General features: G+C 70.2%; 19 protein-coding genes. 15 read left to right on the forward strand and 4 right to left on the reverse strand.

All coding sequences use genetic code 11. From position 1 onward, the window contains the following. Positions 1–164: 164 nt before the first annotated feature. The gene (locus M3U25_RS03640) at positions 165–2,312 is read right to left on the reverse strand and encodes a methyl-accepting chemotaxis protein (protein ID WP_355500101.1); all 2,148 of its coding nucleotides are present in this window, start codon (positions 2,310–2,312) and stop codon (positions 165–167) included. Between the two features lie 406 nt (positions 2,313–2,718). Between M3U25_RS03640 and M3U25_RS03645 the strand changes: the two genes are divergently transcribed. The 5 genes from M3U25_RS03645 to M3U25_RS03665 all read left to right on the forward strand — a co-directional run bounded on the left by M3U25_RS03645 (position 2,719) and on the right by M3U25_RS03665 (position 8,179). After that, positions 2,719–3,810, forward strand: a complete 1,092-nt coding sequence (locus M3U25_RS03645) for an AraC family transcriptional regulator (RefSeq protein ID WP_355500095.1) — start codon at positions 2,719–2,721, stop codon at positions 3,808–3,810. A 139-nt stretch (positions 3,811–3,949) separates the two neighbouring features. After that, positions 3,950–6,055 (forward strand): TonB-dependent receptor, encoded by a 2,106-nt coding sequence (locus M3U25_RS03650; RefSeq protein WP_355500093.1) that lies wholly within the window; start codon positions 3,950–3,952, stop codon positions 6,053–6,055. Then, on the forward strand, positions 6,055–7,269 hold the full coding sequence (locus M3U25_RS03655; RefSeq protein WP_355500091.1) for a PepSY-associated TM helix domain-containing protein: 1,215 nt from the start codon (positions 6,055–6,057) through the stop codon (positions 7,267–7,269). The genes M3U25_RS03650 and M3U25_RS03655 overlap by 1 nt, the downstream gene beginning before the upstream one ends. Beyond that, positions 7,266–7,463 (forward strand): hypothetical protein, encoded by a 198-nt coding sequence (locus tag M3U25_RS03660; RefSeq protein ID WP_242081167.1) that lies wholly within the window; start codon positions 7,266–7,268, stop codon positions 7,461–7,463. Before M3U25_RS03655 ends, M3U25_RS03660 begins: the two co-directional genes overlap by 4 nt. After that, positions 7,460–8,179, forward strand: coding sequence for a DUF6796 family protein (locus tag M3U25_RS03665; RefSeq protein WP_355500089.1), 720 nt, complete (start codon positions 7,460–7,462; stop codon positions 8,177–8,179). Before M3U25_RS03660 ends, M3U25_RS03665 begins: the two co-directional genes overlap by 4 nt. Positions 8,180–8,260: 81 nt before the next feature. Here the strand turns inward: M3U25_RS03665 and M3U25_RS03670 are convergent, their stop codons facing one another. Further along, complete coding sequence (locus M3U25_RS03670; RefSeq protein WP_242081165.1) at positions 8,261–9,088, reverse strand: inositol monophosphatase family protein; 828 nt, start codon at positions 9,086–9,088, stop codon at positions 8,261–8,263. A gap of 118 nt (positions 9,089–9,206) precedes the next feature. Between M3U25_RS03670 and M3U25_RS03675 the strand changes: the two genes are divergently transcribed. The 3 genes from M3U25_RS03675 to M3U25_RS03685 all read left to right on the forward strand — a co-directional run bounded on the left by M3U25_RS03675 (position 9,207) and on the right by M3U25_RS03685 (position 13,174). Continuing rightward, entirely contained in the window at positions 9,207–9,965 is a 759-nt protein-coding gene (locus M3U25_RS03675) for an RNA methyltransferase (protein WP_242159779.1), read from the forward strand. 177 nt (positions 9,966–10,142) lie between these two features. Further along, the gene (locus M3U25_RS03680) at positions 10,143–11,033 is read left to right on the forward strand and encodes a phosphate/phosphite/phosphonate ABC transporter substrate-binding protein (protein ID WP_355500391.1); all 891 of its coding nucleotides are present in this window, start codon (positions 10,143–10,145) and stop codon (positions 11,031–11,033) included. Beyond that, complete coding sequence (locus tag M3U25_RS03685) at positions 11,030–13,174, forward strand: EAL domain-containing protein (protein WP_355500085.1); 2,145 nt, start codon at positions 11,030–11,032, stop codon at positions 13,172–13,174. Before M3U25_RS03680 ends, M3U25_RS03685 begins: the two co-directional genes overlap by 4 nt. A gap of 60 nt (positions 13,175–13,234) precedes the next feature. Here M3U25_RS03685 and epmB read toward each other — a convergent pair whose 3' ends face one another. After that, on the reverse strand, positions 13,235–14,272 hold the full coding sequence (epmB, locus tag M3U25_RS03690) for an EF-P beta-lysylation protein EpmB (protein WP_355500082.1): 1,038 nt from the start codon (positions 14,270–14,272) through the stop codon (positions 13,235–13,237). A 99-nt stretch (positions 14,273–14,371) separates the two neighbouring features. On the opposite strand from epmB, the gene efp reads away from it, so the two are divergent. From efp to M3U25_RS03725, 7 genes are all read left to right on the forward strand, one after another. After that, positions 14,372–14,938 (forward strand): elongation factor P, encoded by a 567-nt coding sequence (gene efp, locus M3U25_RS03695; RefSeq protein ID WP_010343528.1) that lies wholly within the window; start codon positions 14,372–14,374, stop codon positions 14,936–14,938. Positions 14,939–15,064: 126 nt separating this feature from the next. After that, positions 15,065–15,553 carry a TMEM175 family protein gene (locus tag M3U25_RS03700; protein WP_355500078.1) on the forward strand — a complete coding sequence of 163 codons (489 nt, stop codon included), beginning with the start codon at positions 15,065–15,067 and terminating at the stop codon, positions 15,551–15,553. Further along, entirely contained in the window at positions 15,550–15,723 is a 174-nt protein-coding gene (locus M3U25_RS03705; protein WP_355500075.1) for a hypothetical protein, read from the forward strand. Before M3U25_RS03700 ends, M3U25_RS03705 begins: the two co-directional genes overlap by 4 nt. A gap of 25 nt (positions 15,724–15,748) precedes the next feature. Next, positions 15,749–17,083 carry a TRZ/ATZ family hydrolase gene (locus tag M3U25_RS03710; RefSeq protein WP_242159783.1) on the forward strand — a complete coding sequence of 445 codons (1,335 nt, stop codon included), beginning with the start codon at positions 15,749–15,751 and terminating at the stop codon, positions 17,081–17,083. A 53-nt stretch (positions 17,084–17,136) separates the two neighbouring features. Next, positions 17,137–17,874 (forward strand): bifunctional 2-polyprenyl-6-hydroxyphenol methylase/3-demethylubiquinol 3-O-methyltransferase UbiG, encoded by a 738-nt coding sequence (ubiG, locus tag M3U25_RS03715; protein WP_242159784.1) that lies wholly within the window; start codon positions 17,137–17,139, stop codon positions 17,872–17,874. Next, positions 17,864–18,571 carry a phosphoglycolate phosphatase gene (locus M3U25_RS03720; protein ID WP_355500071.1) on the forward strand — a complete coding sequence of 236 codons (708 nt, stop codon included), beginning with the start codon at positions 17,864–17,866 and terminating at the stop codon, positions 18,569–18,571. The genes ubiG and M3U25_RS03720 overlap by 11 nt, the downstream gene beginning before the upstream one ends. Before the next feature lie 193 nt (positions 18,572–18,764). Then, entirely contained in the window at positions 18,765–19,469 is a 705-nt protein-coding gene (locus M3U25_RS03725; protein WP_355500069.1) for a phytoene/squalene synthase family protein, read from the forward strand. A gap of 28 nt (positions 19,470–19,497) precedes the next feature. Here M3U25_RS03725 and M3U25_RS03730 read toward each other — a convergent pair whose 3' ends face one another. After that, on the reverse strand, positions 19,498–20,679 hold the full coding sequence (locus tag M3U25_RS03730; protein ID WP_355500066.1) for a putative acyl-CoA thioester hydrolase: 1,182 nt from the start codon (positions 20,677–20,679) through the stop codon (positions 19,498–19,500). Between the last annotated feature and the right edge of the window lie 30 nt (positions 20,680–20,709).

Below are 20,709 nucleotides of genomic sequence, written 5' to 3' on the forward strand. Positions count from 1 at the left end.
TCGTAGGAGCGGCTTCAGCCGCGATGCCTTACCGGTAACGCGTCGCGGCTGAAGCCGCTCCTACAGCGTTGCGGCCACGTCGGGCGGGTGCCATGCCTTGCTGTGCCGCGAGATGGGCCGTCGACGACGGCCCGTCCCCGTGCGTGCCGCGTGGGGCGTTCTGACTAGGCCGCGTTGGCGGTGGCGCGGGCGACCAGGTGTGCCACCACCGGGTAGGGCTCGCTGCGCACCTGGAACTGGCCGACGATCTCCACCAGGTCGCCGGCCTGCTGTTCCATCGCGCGTGCCGCGGCGGTGGCTTCCTCGACCAGGGCGGCGTTCTGTTGGGTGGTCTCGTCCATCTGGGTGACGGTGTGGTTGACCTGTTCGATGCCGGCGGACTGCTCTTGCGAGGCGGCGGCGATCTCGCCCATGATGTCGGTGACGCGCTGCACCGAGGCCACGATGTCCTGCATCGTCGTGCCGGCCTGGGCGACCAGTGCCGAGCCCGCGCTCACCCGCTCGACCGAATCGTCGATCAGCGTCTTGATTTCCTTGGCGGCGCTGGCCGAGCGCTGGGCGAGGGTGCGCACCTCGCTGGCGACCACGGCAAACCCGCGGCCCTGTTCGCCGGCGCGCGCGGCTTCGACGGCGGCGTTCAGCGCCAGGATGTTGGTCTGGAACGCGATCCCGTCGATGACGCCGATGATGTCGGCGATCTTCTTGGAGGCTGCCTCGATGCCGTCCATGGTCGTGACCACCTGGCCGACCACCGCGCCGCCCTGCGAGGCGACCGAGGCGGCGCCGGCGGCGAGCTGGTTGGCCTGGCGCGCATGCTCGGCGTTCTGCTTCACCGTGGCGGTCAGTTCCTCCATCGACGCGGCGGTTTCCTCCAGGCTGGCAGCCTGCTGCTCGGTACGGCGCGACAGGTCGTCGTTGCCGCTGGCGATCTCGCCTGCGGCGGTGTCGATGCTGGCCGCGGCCTGCTGGATGCGGCCGACCATGTCGGTCAGCTGCGCGACGGTGGCGTTGGCGTCGTCGCGCATCCGCGCGAACACGCCGTGGAAATCGCCCTGCATGGTCTGGGTCAGGTCGCCGGCGGCGATCGCACGCAACAACTGCGACAGCGCGGCCAGGTTGGTCTCGGTGCCGGTCATCATGGTGTTGAGGTTGGCGACCATGCCACGGAAGGCATGCTGGAAGCGCTGCTCCTCGCCGCGGCGGGAGAAATCGCCCTGCGCGGCGGCGCGCACCAGCAGGTCGATCTCGTGGTTGATCGCGCCGAGGTTGCGCTTCACCTTGCCCATGGTCTCGGTCAGGATCGCCATCTCGCCCGGGAACTGCTCCAGGTCGCGGCTGAGGTCGCCTTCGGCGTACTCGCCCATCAGCGCGATCAGCCGCTGCTTGACCGAAATATGGCTGTGCACCAAGGCGTTGGTGTCGCGCACCATGCGCCCGTAATCGCCGGGGAAGCGCGCCTCGTCCATGCGGAAGCTGATCTGGCCGGCGGCATGCTGCCGGGCCATCTCGGTCTGCGCCTGGATCACCGTGCGCAGCTCCTCCTGCATCTGCCGCATGTCGTTGAGCAGCGACGGCGCCTGCGTGCGCACCCGCACCTCCTGCGACAGGTCGCCACTGGCGATGCGGCGCACCACGTCGGCCGCGTAGGCCGGCTCGCCGCCGAGCTGGCGCATCAGGCTGTTGCGCACCAGCAGGCCGAGCAGCATCGCGGCGACGATGCCGATCAGCATGCCGCCCAGGCTGGTCCATTCGCCGGACCGCGCGCGCGCCTCGCTCTCGGCCTTGCGCACCTGCAGCAGCGCGCGTTCGGCGTCCTCGTACTGGCCGATCGTGGCGCGCATCCCGTCCATCTGCTGCTTGCCGACGGTCCGGAACGCGTCCAACTGGGCGTCGTCGCTGTCGGCGGGGGTGTTGCGCATGTGCTCCACGGCCTTGCGCTTGGTCGCCATGAACTGCGTGTAGTCCTGTATCAGGGTCTGCAGGCGCGCCTGCTGCGCCGCGTTGTCCGCGGTCAGCTGCTTGGACTCCTGCCACTGTGCGCTGAACTCGCGTTCGCCGAGTTCCAGTGGCGCAAGATAGGACGGATCGCGGGTCAGGGCGAAGCCACGCGCGCCGCTCTCGATGTTGAGCAGGCTCACCAGCATGCGGTCGCCGAGGGTGATGACCTTGTAGGTGTGCGCGTCCAGTGCCGCGGCACTGGTGAACTTGCGGAAGCCGATCAGGCTGGTGATGCCGACCAGCAATAACATGGCGATCACGCCGCAGAAGCCGATTGCCAGGCGTTTGGTGACGGTGAGATGATGGAAGGACACGCGAGATCTCCGAAAGATGCGAGAGCGGGCGCCACCGGCTCCATCGCCGCAGGGACGGCAACGCAGCGCGGATCAGCGGGGGAGGTTCGGGTAAAAACCCGCATCGGTATCGGCCGCGTTCCCTGGATCTTTAGGGCTGTGTTCGCCGGTCGCATCGGGCGCATCGCACAGGCCATGGCACCTGCACGGAGCGCCGCGTGTCGCCGTTTTCTACGCAAGCGCCGATCAAGCAAGAGTGAAGCGCGCAGCGCGTATGGCGTGAGCGCGACGTGAGTGGGCGCGCGGCCGTTTGTCGCGTCGTGCAGGCCCCGCGGAGGTGGCGTGCAGTCTTTTTTCGTGGTGTTGTCAGCCGCGTGGTGCCGCAGCCGCTCGAAGGGGCGGCTGCGCGCAGCGCGCAGCGCGCATCGTGGCGCCACGCAGCCGTGGACATCTGCAGTTGCGCCGCCGATGCGGCTGCGTATCATTTGCGGCGAACGCGAAACAACGGGTGCGCGCGATGGCGACCGGACTTTGGGATATCCAGGAGCGTTTCACTGGCGAGCGCCTGCTGCGGTGCGCTGCCGACCTTGCGGTGGAACTGACGCCGGTCGACATGTCCGCGCGTGTGCTGCGCACGCCGTGGCTTTCCGGGCGCTTGCTGATGCACGAGGTGCAGCCCGGGCTGATCGTCACCGCCAGCGACGTCCTCCATCTCGAAGGAGGCGCAGCGCAGCTGCACGCCGGGCCCGCGTTGAGCTGCAGCATCCTGCTCGCGGGCGAGCCCGAGCAGATGCGGATCGACCAGCATGCCGTGGTCGCGAAGTGCCTGGAGCGGCCGGTGCTGATCGGCCATGCCGGGCAGGTGCATGTCGAACGGCCGGAGGTCGTTCGCGCGCATCGCAGCTGCGATGCCGGCTTCATGCTCAAGCCGGCGTTCTTCGAACGCTTCGGTGCGCAGTTGGCCGAGGACAATCTGGCCGCGCTGTGCGCGTTCGCCGACACCGACTACCGCACCACGACGCTGGCGCGTTCGCCGCGGCTGCTCGACATCGCCCGGCAGATCCTCGAGTGTCCGTACGACGGTTCGTTGGGCCGCCTGTTCCTCGAAAGCAGCGCGCTTGCCCTGGTGGCGGAGGTGGCGGCGCTGCTGACGCAGGAGCACCACCAGGTTCCGCGCATCGGCAAGCGCCGCTACGAACAGGCCATGCTGGCCCGCGCCATTCTCGACGCACGCATCGCCGCGCCGCCGTCGACGCTGGCGCTGGCCCGGCTGGTCGGCGTGAACGTGACCACGCTGCAGATCAACTTCAAGTACGTGCATGGCACCACCGTCTTCGGTTACGTGCGCGAGCAACGCCTGCTGATGGCGCGCTCCCTGCTGCAGCAAGGCGACATGGCGGCGGCCGAGATCGGTCGCCGTGTCGGCTTTTCCAATCCGGCGGCCTTCGCCACCGCCTACAAGCGCCGGTTCGGGCATCCGCCGATGGCGGCAAGACGGCGTCCGCCCGCGCCGCAGTGAGCGCACGGCGCAAAAATTGCGTCGCGCGAAAGCAGGATTGCGCCGCGCGAAAGCGCGTGCTGCCACCTCGGCGCTAGGCTAGCGGGAGTCGCCAGCGTCCCTTGTCGCGAGCCAGTCCACCGTCCCGATGAGGTCCTCCATGCTGCTCGCTGCACGCGCGCGACGTCCCCTGTCGTGCCTCCCCGCATTTCGCCCGGTACCGCTCGCCTGCGCGGTCGTCGCCGGCCTGGCCTGCTGTGGCGCTGCCGCGCAGTCGGCCGACCGGGGCGAGACGACCACGCTGACGCGCATCGTGGTGACGGCTGAGAAGCAGGCGCGCGCGCAGCACGACACCGCCACCAGTGCCGATGTGCTGAGCGAGCAGGAACTGCGTCGGCGCGGCTTCTTCAGCAGCCGCGACGTGTTCGGCGCGGCGGCCAACGTCGTGTATCTGGGCCAGGACAACGCTGCGCCGGCCATCCGCGGGATCGACGGCTCCGGCGCGGCGGTCGGCGTCGATGCCTACTTTGCTGGCTCGCGTCCACGCCTGGGTATCACCCTGGACGGGCGGCCGCTGAGCTTCAACGAGATCGTGTTCGGCAGCAGCGGTCTGTGGGACGTGGAGCAGACCGAACTGCTGCGCGGTCCGCAGAGCCTGCTGCAGGGACGCAATGCCATCGCCGGTACGCTGGCGATCAAGACCCACGATCCGGTCTTCGTGCCGGAGGGCGCAGTGCTGTTCTCCGCCGGCAATCTGGCGCATTACCAGGGCGCGCTGTATTTCAATGCACCGCTGCTGGCCGACGAACTGGCCTTGCGCGCCGCGGCCGACGTGCAGCATCACGACAGCGCTCTGGCCTACAGCGGCTACCGGGGGGTCAGCCGCCCGGGGCGCTTCGAGACCCGCGACGTCCGTGCCAAGCTGCTGTACACGCCCAAGGCGCTTCCCGGCGTGCGCCAGTTGCTCACCCTGCAACATACCGACGCGATTGCGCCGCAATCGGAGACCACCAGTTTTCCCTACACCTCCCGCATCGCCAGCACGCCACAGATGCCGGTGTTCCGGACCCGCGCCAACGCCTTGCTGTCCGACACGCTGTGGCCGCTCGGCGAACGGCTCGCGTTCCACAGCCTGTTCACCGCAACCGACCTGCATGTCGATCGCGAGGCGATGCCGCGCTTGGGAATCGCCGATTTGCACGCCACCCAGTACACCCTGGAGCCGAACCTGGTGCTGGCGCGCGGCGATTCGGTCTTCAGTGGGCTGGTCGGGCTGTATCTGTTCCGCGCGCGACAGGACGAGCGCATCGACTACCCGTTCGACGAGCGCTTCCACGACCGCGTGGACACCGCGGCGGTCTATGCGCAAGCGACGCTGGCGCTGAGCGAGCGCCTGGAGCTGACGGTAGGCGCGCGTTATGAGCGCGAACGCCACCGCCGCGATGGCGGCGATGCCGCGCGCTACATCGCCCTGGATTTCGACGAGGCCTGGCGCACCTTCCTGCCCAAGCTCGACCTGGCCTGGCACCCGAGTGCGGCGTGGACCGTGGGCCTGCTCGCCCAGCGCGGCTACAACGCCGGCGGTGGCGGGGTGACCCTCGGCTACCCGCAGGCGACGATCTACCGCTACGCCCCGGAATATGTGCGCGACTACGAACTGTATGTGCGCGGCGAGCTGGCCGAGGGCAGGCTGCAAGTGAACGGCAATCTGTTCCACGGCGACTACCGCGGGCTGCAACTGCCATTCCTGACCAGCACCGAGCCTTATTACCAGTTCGTGATCCGCAATGCGCGACGTGCCCACAACGCCGGCGCCGAGGTGGGGCTGCGCTGGCTGGCCACGTCGCGCTTCGACCTGCATGCCAACCTCGGCCTGCTGCGCACGCGCATTACCCACGATGCCGGCTGGGGCACCCGGGGCAACGCCTTCGCCAATGCGCCGAGGGTCACCGGCGGCATCGGCGCCAGTTGGCGCGGCGCGTCCGGCCTGGATCTGAGTCTCGACCTTCGGCACAGCGGTGCGTATTACTCCGACGTGCAGAACACGCCGCTGGCGCGGATCGGTCCGTATTGGCTGGGGCGAGCCAGCGGTGGTTACCACCTGGGCAACGTCTACCTGTTCGCCGGCGTCAACAATCTGTTCGATCATCGTGATCCGCTGATGATCTATGTGTATGCCAAGGCCGGCGCGTACTCGGCCTACAACACCGGCACGATGCCGGAGCCACGCACCTGGTATGCCGGTCTGCGCGTGGATTTCCGCTGATGCGCCGCCGTCGCGTGGGCGCTCCTGACGCCGTCGGCGCCTCGCGCTGGCTTCGGCTGAACCTGTGGCTGCACCGCTGGTGCGGCCTGGTGGCGACGCTGCCGTTCCTGATCCTGTGCCTGAGCGGCACGGTGTTGATCTTCCATGACGAGATCGATGCGGCGCTGGGCACGGTGCCGGAGGCGCATGGCGCCGATCGCGCGCCGCGGTTACCGTTGGCACGCTCGGTCGACAGCGTGCTGGCGGCGTTCCCCGGCGAGCGCGTGCTCAGCATCGGCCTCGATCCGCAGGCGCATCCGGGGGTGGCGCTGCTGGTGACCGCGCCGGCGGACGAACGCGGTTTCGACCATTACCGGATGCGCTACACACGGCTGGCCGATGCACGGCCGGTGACCGACGCGGCGACGCGACAGACCGGGACCTTGACCGGCTTCCTGCTGGAGCTGCATGCGCATTGGTTCCTCGGGCTGCCCGGCGAACTGCTCGGCGCGCTGGTCGCCTTGCTGGTGCTGATCGCGTTGCTGTCGGGCGTGGTGGTGTACTGGCCGCACGTGAAGAAGGTGGCGTTCGGGCTGCTGCGGCGCGGGCGTGGGCCGCGGTTGCGGCAACTGGATCTGCACAACACGCTCGGCGTGGTGGTGATGGGCTGGGCGCTGACGGTCGGCCTGAGCGGTTTCCTGCTGGGCTTCGGCACGCTGGCGCAGAGTGTGTGGCAGCGCACCGAGCTGGTCGCGCTGCAGCGCCGCCATGCCGGCCCGGCGGTCGACCGGCTGCGGCCGCCAGTCGATGTGGACCGTGCGCAGGCCGCGGCGCTGGCGGCGATGCCGCGCGGCTGGCATGCGATCTCGATCGTCTTCCCGCAGACGGAATTTTCCACCGACCGTCACTACACGGTGTTGGTCGCAGGGCAGGGGCTGGATCAGCGGCTGTTCCGGGTGGTGCTGGTAGACGCGGCCAGCGGCCAGGTGCCGGCGGTGGTGGAACTGCCGGGCTATCTGAAGGCGATCGCGCTGGCGCAGCCGCTGCATTTCGGCGACTACGGCGGCCTACCGCTGAAGCTGCTGTGGACGCTGTGCGCCTGGCTGACCCTGTTCGTCACCGCCAACGGCGCCTGGCTGTGGTGGGACCGCCGGCGCCGGCATCGGCGTGCGCCGGCGATGCCGGCGGGCACCGGATCGCTGCGAGCGGCGGGCGTGCGGGCAGGCCGGCCATGACCGGTCTGCGCGCGCTGTGCCTGCTGGCGGTGCTGGCGCTGGCGGCGGTCGGCGGCATCGTCGGCATGTTGCTGGCCGAAGGGGCGCTGGACCGGCTGTGCTTTGCGCTGGCGGCATCGCCGCTGCTGGTCGGCGCCGGATGCTGGTGGTGGCTGCGCCGGTCCGGCGCGGCAGCGAAAAGGGCGCAGTCGTGAGCGCGGCAGCCGGCGAGCGCGATTGGGTGGCGTGGGCGGGCTGGGCCGGCGTACTTGGCGCTCTGGCCTGGATCGCGGGCGATGTGCTGGTCGTCGGCCAGGTCGCGGCGCGGGCGCAGTTCCCGTTGCTGTTCCAGCACTACGCCACGCAGATCGATGCGGAGATGGCCGAGCGCCTGGTCGGTGTGCCGCGCTGGCGGCTGCTCGCCGGTGCGCTGTTGCCGGTGTTCGCGCTGCCCTTGTACCTGGCCGGCAACTGGCATCTGTGGCGTGGGCTGCGCCCGGCCGGGCGCCGCTGGGCGTTGCCGGCGGCGGTGCTGCTGTTGCTCGGCTATGCCTGGTCGCCGCTGGCGCATGCGGCGTTCTACTTCGTCGGCGCGGTGTACCAGACGCTGCTGCTGACCGATGCGGCGGCACACCCGCCGTTGCTGGCGCTGGCCGGCCAATTCCGTCAGGCATTGCTCATCGTCTATGTGCCGTCGGTGGCCTGCACGGCGCTGGGCTTGCTGGCGTTCGCACTGGTCGTGGCCAGCGGCCGCAGCGCCTATCCGCGCTGGTTCGCGCTGAGCGGCAATCCCGTGGTGCTGGGCCTGCTGGTCATCGGCGGGCCGCAGTTGCTGCAAGGGCCCGTCGCCGACGCGCTGAGCGGCGCCGGCTTCAATACGCTGCAGTTGCTGCTGTATCTGCAGTCGGTCTATCTGTTGCGCCGGCAGTAGGGGAGATGCCGAGCCGGCGGGCCGAACGCACCGGCTTGGCGCGCCGCTGGCAGTGGCTAGGGCCGCCGTGCGGCCCCGCGCTCAGAACTTCGCGTCGAACTCCCCGGCGTAGCCGGTGTTGGCGATCAGCTTCTGCAGCGCATCGCCGACTTTGAGGTTGCCGGCGACCACCTGGAACTGCGGCGGGCCGCGGTCGTCGATGCGGCCCAGGGTGCCGCCCTTGAAGTCGGTGACGCGGCCGCCGGCCTCGCGCACCAGCAGCACGCCGGCGGCGATGTCCCAGGCCTTCACCCCGGCTTCGAAGTAGGCGTCGCTGCGACCGCAGGCGACGTAGGCCAGGTCCAGCGCCGCCGAGCCGGTGCGGCGGATGTCCTCGGCCTGCACCAGCAGCGCGTCCACGCACTTCAGCTGCGGGCTGGCGCGCTTGCGCTCGCGCGGGGCGAAACCGGTGTGGACCATGGCGCCGTTGAGTTCCTTGCGCTCGCTGACGCGGATGCGGCGGTCGTTGAGCACGGCGCCGTTGCCGCGGCTGGCGGTGAACAGTTCGTTGCGCAGCGGATCGAAGATCACCGCGTCCACTGGCTCGCCGTTCTCGACCAGGGCGATCGACACGCAGTAGTGCGGGAAGCCGCGCAGGTAGTTGCTGGTGCCGTCGAGCGGATCGATCACCCACATGTAGCGACCGCCGCCCTGCACGCCGCTTTCCTCGCCCATCACGCCGTAATCGGGGTAGGCGCGGCGCAGCTCCTTGACGATCACCTTCTCGGCATCGGCATCGACTTCGCTGGCGTAGTCCATGCGGTCCTTCTGCACCACGTTCAGCGCTTCCAGGCGGTTGATGTGGCGCAACAGGACGTTGCCGGCGAGGCGGGCGGCCTTGACCATGACGGTGACGGCGGGTTTTTGCATGGCAAGCGCTCCCGAGAAGGCGGAGGTGGGTCTGGAGGAGGAAAAGAGCAGTCCGGCGCCAAGGCCGGCCGCGCAGTTTACCATCTACACCCCCGTTCGCTTCGTCTGCCGTGCCGCCATGACCGATTCCCTGCGTATCCGCTTCGTCCTGGTCGGGACCCAGCATCCCGGCAACATCGGTGCGGCGGCGCGCGCGATGAAGACCATGGGCCTGTCGCGGCTGGTGCTGGTGGCGCCGGAGTGCGAACTGGACACCGAGGCCTACCGGCGTTCTGCCGGGGCCGAGGACCTGCTGCAGCAGGCGCCGGTGCTGCCGGCGCTGGCCGACGCGGTGGCCGATTGCCGGCTGGTGCTGGGCTGCACCGCGCGCAGCCGCCGCGTGTCGCTGGAGGAATTGCTGCCGGCCGATGCCGCGCAGCGGCTGACCGCGGTCAGCGCCGAGCCGGCGGAAGTGGCGCTGGTGTTCGGACGCGAGCGCACCGGCCTGACCAACGAGGAACTGCAGCTGTGCCACGCGGCCGTGCACATTCCCTCCGATCCGGCATTCAGCTCGCTCAATCTGGCGGCGGCGGTGCAGGTGCTGGCCTACGAACTGCGCCTGGCGCAACTGCGCGGCGCCGCCCCGGCGCCGGCGCCGGCCCCGGGCTTCCGTGAGGCGCCGGCCAGCCATGCGCAGGTGGAAGGGCTGTTCGGGCAGTTGGCCGAGACCCTGGACGACATCGACTTCCACAAGGGGCGCGCCCCGGACTCGGCGATGCGCAAACTGCGCCGGCTGTTCCTGCGCACCGAGCTGACCGAGCAGGAAGTGCGCCTGCTGCGCGGCGTGCTGTCCGATGCGCAGCGGATGGCGCGGCTCGCCGGACAGGCCGGACACTGAGGCCGGGCAGGGCGCGACGGCCCCATCGCGGCGCGCGTCGCGGCGCGTTCGCCTGGGGTCTGCCGCACGCGCGGCAGGCGCCATTCTGTGACGCTGTCACCGGCATGCGCTTTCGGCTAGGCTTTGCAAGGTCTACTTGGGGATCGTGGTTTGTCCAGTTCGCGTTGGCGGGTGGTCGTGGTGTGGCTGGCGCTGGCGATCTGCTGGCCCGCGTCCGCGCACGCGCGGCCCTCGGTCCTGGTGCTGGGGCGCATCAGCGACAACCCCAAGGCCCATTACGAGCAACTCAAGCCGCTGCTGGACTACGTGGTGCCGCGCATGCGCGAGGTCGGCATCACCTCCGGGCAGATCCTGATGGCCCGCGACAGCCAGCAGATGAGCAGCTACCTGCGCCGTGGCCGCATCGACTGGGTCACCGAGACTGCCGCCACGGCGATGGCGCTGGAGCAGCGCGGCGGCGCCAAGCCGCTGCTGCTGACCGAGCGCAACGGCGTACGCCAGTACCACACCGTGTTCTTCGTGCGCCGCGACGGGCCCGTGCATGACCTGGCGGACCTGAAGGGACGCACGCTGGCCCTGCAGAGCGCGCTGTCCACCAGCGCCTACATGGTGCCGATGATGACCCTGTTCGAGCACGGCCTGCACCCTGAGATCCTGCTCTCGACCAAGGACCAGCCCTCGGCCGAGACGGTCGGCTACGTGTTCGCGCGCTCGGAACTCAACATCGCCGCCTTCGTGCACAAGCACCTGGTGGATGCCGGGGCGTTCAGCAATCTCGACTGGGACGACGACCGCCGCATTCCGCCGGCGTTCCGTCGCGACTTCCGGGTGATCTACCGCAGCGAGCCGTATCCGCGTGCGATCGAAATGGTCCGCAATGACCTGCCGAGCGAGGTGGAGACGCGCCTGCGCGAGGTCCTGCTGCACGCCGCCGACGACCCGCAGGGACGCGCCGCGCTGCGCCAGTTCTTCGGCACCTCCGGTTTCTACCCGATCGATCCGGCGTCGCAGAAACGCCTGGACACGCTGCGTGCCGGTGTGGCGCGGGTGAGGCTGGAAGTGGAATGAAGACGATGCGTTTCGGGTTGCAGGCCAGGTTCCTGCTGGCCATGGGCGTGGCTGCGCTGCTGGTGATGGCGATCCTGGCCCTGCTGCTGGAGCGCCAGGCGGCGATGCAGCACGAGGTGCGCACGCTCAGCGGCAATGCCATCCACGACCTGTTCGACAGCAGCATGCGCACCCGTGGCGAGTCGCTGGCGCGGCAACTGGCGGACTCGCTGACCAACCCGGTGTACTACTCCGACCTGGACGCGATCGGCACCCAGGTGCGCGGCGCGCTCGGCTACGTCGCGGTGGCCTATGTGCTGGTCTACGACGCCGACGGGCGGCTGATCCACGACGGCAGCGAGGACCTACTCGACTATGGCCAGCGCATGCGCGGGCCGATGGCCGACGCCGCGATCCGCGCCAAGGGCCTGCTGGCGCAGGAGTCGCCGGAGTTCCTCGACGTGTCGATGCCGATCATGATCGGCGACCAGCGCGTGGGCGGGGTGCGGGTGGGCATGTCCTGGGCGCGGGCGCAGGAATACGAGCGCAAGGCCGGGCAGAACCTGGATCAGCGCCTGGGCGCGCTGGGCAAGCGCCACCTCGGCTGGCTGCTGCTGTTGCTGGCCGCCCTGGGCCTGACCGCGGCGATGGTGACGGTGTACGTGCAGCGCACGCTGGTGGCGCCGTTGCGCTGGATGGCGGCGGCGGCGCGCCAGATCGAGGCCGGCAACTACGCGGTGGAGCGCCGCGACAGCGGCCGCCACGACGAGGTCAGCGAATTGCTGCGCGCGTTCGGGCGCATGAGCGAGGCGATCGCCCGGCACGACCGCGACGTACGGCACATGGCCTACACCGATGCGTTGACCGGGCTGACCAACCGGCTCGCGTTCCGCGAGGCGCTGGACCACCGCATGCTGTCGGCACGCGCCTCGCAACGCCGCTTGGCGCTGCTGTTCGCCGACATCGACGATTTCAAGCGGATCAACGACACCCTGGGCCATGAGGCCGGCGACGAAGCGCTGCTGCAGTTCGCGCGGCGCATCCAGCTGGCGGTGGAGCAACTGGGCGGCGACGACGCGCTGCTGGCGCGCTTCGGCGGCGACGAGTTCGTGATCCTGGTGGAGGATGCGCAGGCGGCCAAGGTCGCCACCGCGCTGGCGCAGCGGCTGGTGCAGGAACTGCGCGAACCGCTGCGGATCCAGGGCCGCGAGGTGTTCATGGGCACCTCGATCGGCATCACCGTCTACCCGGGCGATGCCGAGGACGCCTCGGCGCTGCTGAAGAACGGCGACATCGCCATGTACCAGGCCAAGCTGGCCGGCAAGAACTGCCACCGTTTCTACAGCCGCGCGATGGACTATGCGGTGGAGCGGCGCGTGCACATGGAGCACGAACTGCGCGGCGCCTGGGAACGCGACGAACTCAAGCTGGTCTACCAGCCGATCTTCCGCACCCAGGACCGGCGCATGGTCGGCGTGGAGGTGCTGCTGCGCTGGCAGCATCCGGCGATGGGCACGATCTCGCCGACGGTGTTCATCGATGTGGCCGAGCAGAGCGGGCTGATCGAAAGCATCGGTCCCAAGGTGCTGCGCGCGGCCTGCAGCGAGGCCACCCAGTGGCGGCGTACCGACGGCAGCCGCGACCTGTTCGTCTCGGTCAACGTCTCGCCGCGGCAGTTGCGCAGCGGCGATCTGCCCGAACTGGTGGCCGACTGCCTGCGCGACTCCGGCTTGCCCGCGGCGCAGTTGCACCTGGAGCTGACCGAGACCGCGGTGATCGGCGACGAGCTGCAGGCGGCGAGCATGCTGGCGCGGCTGCACCGCACCGGGGTCAAGGTCTGGCTGGACGACTTCGGTACCGGCTTCTCCGGCCTGAGCCACCTGCGCCAGGTCCCGGTGGACGGGGTCAAGATCGACAAGAGCTTCGTCGCCGACCTGCAGCGCGATCCGGACGATCTGGCGCTGACCACCGCGATCATCGCCATGGCGCATTCGCTGGACATCACCGTGGTCGCCGAGGGCATCGAGCAGGAGGCGCAGTTCGAGCTGTTACGCGAGCGCGGCTGCGAATTGGGGCAGGGCTTCTGGCTCAGCCGCCCGCTCAGCGCGGAGGAATTCCGCCAGTTGCTGGCCAGCGAGGACGCGCCGCCGGCCGATGCCTGAGTGCTGCCGCGGCACCGCGGCCTGCGGCCGCCGCGCGCGCGGCGACCGTCGTCACGCGGGTCAGGGCAGCAGCGGGCGCTTGCCGGTGTCGCCGGCGATCTCGCGCACCAGCTTCGGCACCAGGTAGCCGGACAGGCGCGCGGCCAGCGCTTGGTGCAGCGCCAGTGCGGTGGCGTCGTCCACTTCGAAATGGGCCACGCCCTGCACCCGGTCCAGCTGGTGCAGGTAGTAGGGCAGCACGCCGGCGGCGAAGCTGCGCTCGCTCAGCGCGGCCAGTGCCTCCACGCTGTCGTTGACTCCGCGCAGCAGCACCGCCTGGTTGAGCAGCTGCGCGCCGGCCTCGCGCAGGCGCGCCAGCGCGGCATCGACGCCGGCGTCGAATTCGTTGGCGTGGTTGGCGTGGATCACGAACGCCAGTGGCCACGGCAGCGCGCGCAGCCAGGCCAGCAGCGGCGCGTCGACGCGTTCGGGCAGCACCACCGGCAGGCGGCTGTGGATGCGCAGGCGCTTGAGCTGCGGCAGCGTCGCCAGCGCCTCGGTCAGTTCGGCCAGTTTCGGCGTGGCCAGCGACAGCGGATCGCCGCCGGACAGGATCACTTCCTCGATGCTGGGATCGGCGGCGATCGCCGCCACCGCCGTGCGCCAGCCGTCGCGCGCAGCGGTCTCGTCGGCATACGGGAAATGCCGGCGGAAGCAGTAGCGGCAGTGCACCGCGCAGCTGCCGGTGGCCACCAGCAGGGCGCGGCCGCGGTACTTGTGGATCACTCCGTCGGCTTTCTTGGCCGCCGTGTCGCCGACCGCATCCAGCGAGAAGCCGGCGACCCGGCGCTGCTCGTCGTCGATCGGCAGGACCTGGCGCAGCAGGGGATCGTGCGGATCGCCCGGGCGCATGCGCGCGACGAAGCTGCGCGGCACGCGCAGCGCGAACTGCGTCGCAGCCTGTTCGGAGACGCCCAGCGCCTGCGGATCCAGGTCCAGCAGGGCCAGCAGCTCGCACGGATCGCGCACGGCATCGCGCCAGGCCTGCTGCCAGCGCGGCGGCGCGGCGGTGGGCAGGGGCGGGAACGGCTGCATCGGGCGGGGGGCTGCGGTTATCATAGGCGGTCATCACACGAGCGCCCGCCGTTGCGGCGGAGCTTCCATTCTATCCGGCCGGCCGCCGAACGCGGCGGGTTTGCCTTACCCGAGGAGTTTCAGATGGCCAGCTACGGCATGAACGACGTCAAGAACGGGATGAAGATCCTGGTCAACAGCGAGCCTGCGATCATCACCGATACCGAATACGTCAAGCCCGGCAAGGGCCAGGCGTTCACCCGCGTCAAGTACCGCTTCATCAAGTCCGGGCGCGTGGTCGAAATGACCATGAAGGCGACCGACAGCGTGGAAGCGGCCGACGTGGTCGACACCGACATGCAGTACCTGTACAGCGACGGCGAGTACTGGCACTTCATGCAGCAGGAAACCTTCGAGCAGGTGCAGGCCGACAAGGCCGGCGTCGGCGACGCCGCCAAGTGGATCAAGGGCGAGGAAGATTGCGTGGTCACGCTGTGGAACGGCACGCCGATCCAGGTCACCCCGCCGAACTTCGTCGAACTGAAGATCGTCGAGACCGACCCGGGCGTGCGCGGCGATACCTCCGGTGGCGGCGGCAAGCCGGCGACCCTGGAGACCGGCGCGGTGGTGCGCGTGCCGCTGTTCGTCGGCCAGGAGGAAGTGATCCGCGTCGATACGCGCTCGGGCGAATACGTCTCGCGCGTCAAGTAAGGCGACGTGCCCGCGGCCGCCGCCGGCCGCGGGCATGCGCACGCGCTGGCGTGCGGCGGCGAGGCAGCGCCATGCGCCGGAGCGCCGCGCGGCGGTGAAGGACCACCTCGCTCCCAAGGAAACCCCGTGACCACCAGCCACGCCGACAGCGCCGACAGCAAGTACCCGCACGATCGGGTCGTGTTCTTCAGCGATGCGGTCTTCGCCATCGCCATCACCTTGCTGGCGGTGGAAATCAAGGTGCCGGGACACGCCGAGGTCGAGGCCGCCGGCGGCATCCTCGCTGCCCTGCACCGGATGTTGCCGCTGTTCATCGGCTTTGCGGTCAGCTTCCTGGTCACCGCGCTGTTCTGGAAGTCGCACCTGCAGCTGTGCCGCCACATCCGCCAGTTCGACGACCGGCTGATCTGGCTCAACGTGCTGCAGCTGTTGCTGATCGGCCTGCTGCCGTTCTCCACCGCGCTGTATTCGGATTATTTCGGCAGTCACGAGGCTTTCTCGGTGTACTGCGCGCACCTGGCCGCGATCGGCCTGGCCGGGTCTGGCTGCACGCCTATGCGGTGCGCAAGGAAGGCCTGGCGCAGCGGCTGGGCCCGCTGCAGGCGCAGGCGATGAAGCTGCGTGCGGCGGTGTCGCCGGTGGTGTTTGCGTTGTGCATCCCCGTGGGCATGGCCGCGCCCTGGCTGGGCCGCGTCGGCTTCCTGGCGATCTTCCTGCTGCAGTGGGGGGTGATGCGCGTGTACCAGCGGCGCATCCGCCAGGCCCAGGCGGCACCGGCACCGTGATCCTTCCTTTTCTAGAGCCCCTGCGATGACCTCCATTCCCGAATCCTGTGACCTGCTGATCGAAGCCGGCTACGTGGTCCCGATCGAACCGCATGCGGTGGTGCTCGAAGACCACGCGGTGGCGGTACGCGGCAGCGAGATCGTGGCGGTGCTGCCGACGGCCGAGGCGCGCACGCGCTTCGCCCCCGCACGCACCGTCTCGCGCCCGGACGCGGCGCTGCTGCCGGGCCTGGTCAACGCGCACACGCACAACCCGATGACCCTGCTGCGCGGCATCGCCGACGACCTGCCGCTGATGGTGTGGCTGCAGCAGCACATCTGGCCGGTGGAGACCGCGGTGATCGGCCCGGAGTTCGTCGCCGACGGCACCGCGCTGGCCATCGCCGAGATGCTGCGCGGCGGCACCACCTGCGCCAACGAGAACTATTTCTTCGCCGACGTGCAGGCCGCCGTGTACAAGCAGCACGGCTTCCGCGCGCGGGTCGGCACGGTGATCATCGATTTCCCGACCGCCTGGGCCAAGACCTCCGACGAATACTTCGCGCGCGCCTGCGAGGTGCACGACCAGTGGCGCGACGATCCGCTGGTCGGCATCGCCTTCGCCCCGCATGCGCCGTACACGGTCAACGACGCCAACTTCGAGCGGGTACGGATGCTGTCCGACCAGCTCGAGGTGCCGGTGCACCTGCACACCCACGAGACCGCGCAGGAAATCGCCGACTCGCTCAAGCAGTACGGGCAACGCCCGCTGGCGCGGCTGGACCGGCTGGGCCTGGTCAACGACCGCCTGATCGCGGTGCACATGACCCAGCTCACCGACGCGGAGATCCATCTGTGCGCCGAGCGCGGGGTCAGCGTGGTGCATTGCCCCGAATCCAACCTCAAGCTCGCCTCCGGGTTCTGCCCGGCCTGCGCACTGCAGCGTGCGGGCGTGAACCTGGCGATCGGCACCGACGGCTGCGCCAGCAACAACGATCTGGACATGTTCAGCGAGAACCGCACCGCGGCGATCCTGGCCAAGGCCGTGGCCAACGACGCCACCGCGCTGGACGCGGCCAGCACGCTGCGCGCGGCCACCCTGGGCGGCGCGCGCGCGCTGGGCTTCGGCGAGACGATCGGCTCGATCGAGCCGGGCAAGCAGGCCGATCTGATCTGCGTGGACCTGTCGGCGCTGGAGACCCAGCCGCTGCACAACGTGCTGTCGCAGCTGGTGTACGCCACCGGCCGGCAGCAGGTCAGCGACGTGTGGATCGCCGGCCAGCCCAAGCTGAGCCAGCGCGTGCTGGTGGACATGGACGTCGACGCGCTGGTCGCCAATGCCCGGCAGTGGCGCGAACGTATCCGCAGCGTCCACGCCTGATCCCCTATGTTCGCCGTGCCGCGCCGCGAGCGCGGCCCCAACGAGAGTCCGCCATGACCGCTTCCGCCGCCAACGCCTCCGCCAATTTCGATCAGGCCGAACTGGACAAGTTCGGCGCCCTGGCCACCCGCTGGTGGGATGCCGACGGCCCGCAGAAGCCGCTGCACGCGCTCAACCCGGTGCGCCTGCGCTACGTCGCCGAGCGCCTGCCGCTGCGCGGTGCGACGGTGCTGGACGTGGGCTGCGGCGGCGGCCTGCTCAGCGAGGCGCTGGCCAAGGAGGGCGCGCAGGTCACCGCCATCGACCTGTCGCCGGAACTGATCAAGGTCGCGCGCCTGCACCAGTTCGAATCCGGGGTCGAGGTGGATTACCGCGTGCAGTCGGTGGAGGACCTGGCGGCGGCGCAGCCGGCCAGCTTCGATGCGATCACCTGCATGGAGATGCTCGAGCACGTGCCCGATCCGGCGGCGATCGTGCGCGCTTGCGCGACCCTGCTCAAGCCGGGCGGACAGCTGTTCCTGTCCACCCTCAACCGCACCCCGGCCGCGTTCGCCCTGGCCATCGTCGGTGCCGAGTACGTGGCGCGGCTGCTGCCCACCGGCACCCACCGCTATCAGGATTTCATCAAGCCGGCGGAATTGGCTGCCTGGTTGCGCCAGGCCGAGTTGCAGCTGCGCGACGTCAGCGGCCTGGCCTACGAGCCGTGGCGCAACCGCGCGCGGTTGTCCTCGCGCACCGAGGTCAATTACCTGGCGTGTGCTGCAAAGCCGGGAATCGGGAATGGGGAATAGGGAAGCGCCGCTGCCGCGGCGAGGGTTTCCGCGGGTGGTGCTGTTCGATCTGGATGGCACGCTGCTGGACAGTGCGCCGGACCTGCTGGCCGCGGCCAATGCGGTGCTGGCCGAGCAGGGCCGCGCGGCGTTGACCCTGGCGCAGTTGCGGCCGGTGGTGTCCAAGGGCTCGCGGGCGATGCTCGGCGTCGCGTTTCCGGATCTGCCAGCGGCCGAGCGCGATGCGCTGATTCCGGTGTTCCTGCGCCACTACGAGGCGCTGATCGGCCGGTATTCGCAGTTGTTCGACGGCATCGCCGAGCTGCTGCAGCGGCTGGAGGCCGCGGGCCGCGTGTGGGGCATCGTCACCAACAAGCCCGAGGCACTGGCGCGATTGATCCTGCCGCAACTGCAGTGGGAGCGGCGCTGCGCGGTGCTGATCGGCGGCGACACGCTGCCCGAGCGCAAGCCGCATCCGTTGCCGCTGCAGATCGCGGCGCAGCGCCTGGGCGTGGCGCCGCATGAGGTGGTCTACGTCGGCGACGACGAACGCGACATCCTTGCCGCGCGCGCCGCCGGCATGGCCTCGGTCGCGGTGCTGTGGGGCTACCGGCTGGACGAGGACGACCCGCTGGCCTGGCGCGCCGATGCGATGGTCGCCGCGCCGGCCGAGCTGTACGACGCTGCGGCCTGGCCGGTCAGCGCAGTCGCTTCCTGAGACAGGGGCTGTCGCCGCGTTGGCGACGCCGCCGCGCGGAGGCCGCGAACGCCGCGTCGCCGCCTGCACGCCGACACCGCTCGGCATCCACCGGCCACGCACGTAAACTGCGCGTTCTGCGCGACAACCGCGCCCACTTCCCCGTTGCGCGATGCCTTCGTCGCGCGCGCTTGACTCCGGATTCACCGACCGCATGAGCAGTACGTCCGCCCTGGATGCCTTCCTCGACAAATGGCGCCGCCGTTGGCCGGAATGGGCCGTGGCCGAGGCCTTCGTGCCGGCGCCGCAGCGCGCCCGCACCGTGGCCTGGTTCGCCCTGCTGCAGGAATTCGACGACATCCTCAACATCGCCGGCGATCCGCTGCCGGCCGACGCCAAGCTGGCCTGGTGGGGCGAGGAGCTGCGCAGCTGGGCCGGGCAGCGTTCGCGGCATCCGCTGGGCCGGGTGCTGGAGCCGGTGGCCGCGCCGTGGACGCAACTGGCCGAGGCCTTGCCGAGCCTGCCGCAGTCGCGCGCGGCCGCGGCCGACACGGCGCATGCGCTGGAGCGGCTGGAGCCGTTCGCGCAGGCAGTGGTCGCGGTCGAGCGCGTGTTGTTCGATGGCCCGGCCGACGGCGCCGCGGTGCCGGTCGCGCTGCAGGTGCTGGCCCAGCGCCTGGCCGAGGCTGGCGCCGCCACCGCGCCGCTGGCGCTGCGCGGCGGCGATGAAGCGCAGCAGCGCCAGCGCTGGGCACAGGCGCTACTGAAGCCGTGGCCGCGTCGCGTGCGCGGGCCGCGGCCGCGACGCATCCTGTCGGCGCTGGCGCGTGCGCGCATCGCGCAGCAGGCGGCCACCGCGCCCAAGCCACCGGGGCAGATGGCGACGCTGTGGCGCGCCTGGTGGGCCGGGCTGGGCTGAGTCCGCCAGCCCGCGCCGCGGCCTTGCCTCAGGGCGCGCTGCCGGCGCCACTGTTGGCGTACTCGTAGAAGCGATTGGCCGAGGTGCTGCAGCCGCTGCTGCAGTACGGCCGGCCGATGGTCGAGGCGTTCCACGGCGCGCTCTTGCGGATGTGGCCGCCCAGCGCCGAGTCGCGGATCACCACCTTGCCGTTGGGCGAGGTGCCGTCGACGTAGTTGGACAGGCTGCCCACGCTCTCGTCCCAGGCCCGCCCCAGCCATACCGTGCCGCTGCCCGGAGCGCCGACCGCATCGAAGGTGCTGCCGACGGCGAGGAAGCCGTAGCTGCTGCCCGGCCGGGTGCTGGGTGCGAAGATCACGCCGCCATCGTTGGCGCCACGACGCGCGGCGGTGTAGCGGATGGTGCTGCCGGCGAACACCGCCACGCCCGAGCCGAAGATGAAGTCGGTGTCGCCCTCGATGGTGCCGCCCTTGAAATAGGCGCGGATCACCGTGTTGGCGCTGCCGGCGCTGACCAGCAGGGTGTCCTGGTTGCCGGTCAGCACCACGTTCTCAATCACCGCCTTGTCGCCGCGCAACGCCAGCGCCACCGCCGACTGGTTGCTGCCGCTGTAGGTGCCTTCGACGTAGCTGTTGACGATCGCCAGGTTGCGCGCCTGGAACTGCGCGGCGCGTACGGTGACGGTGCCGCTGTCGGAGGTGCCGACGGTGCTGCTGGCGGCATTGCTGGCGCAGGGGTGGGTGGCGCTGCCGGTGGGCTTGGGCGTTGGGTTGGCGTTGCCGAAGCGGATCGTGGTGCTGGCCGGGCTGCCGCCGAGGCCGAACAGGGTGAGCGGCGGCGCCGTGGCGGGGACGCAGACCAGTTCGGTGTAGGTGCCCGGCGCCACGCTGATGTAGCGGCGCATGCTGCCGCCGGCGGCGACTGCGGCGTCCACCGCGGCCTGCACGGTGCGGTAGCGGGTGCTGCCGTCGGCCGCCACCGCGTAGTCCGACTGCAGCAGCGCGACCCCGGCGCTCGGATCCCAGTTGTCGGTAACCAGCGCGCCGATCGGGCCGGCCTGGGCCAGGTGGCGGGCGACGGTCTGGTTGGCCGCCTCGCTGCTGGTCAGTTGCGGGCGCGACGCGGTCCCGGTCACAGCCGGGGCGTCGGTGACGACCCCCGCCGCCAGGGCGAGGGTGGAGGAAAGCAGCAACCAGCGCGATACGGTCATGGAAAGCCTCCGCTCAAGGATAAGGGCCCG

The organism is Xanthomonas sp. PPL134 (genome assembly GCF_040595915.1).
Lineage (GTDB): Bacteria > Pseudomonadota > Gammaproteobacteria > Xanthomonadales > Xanthomonadaceae > Xanthomonas_A > Xanthomonas_A indica.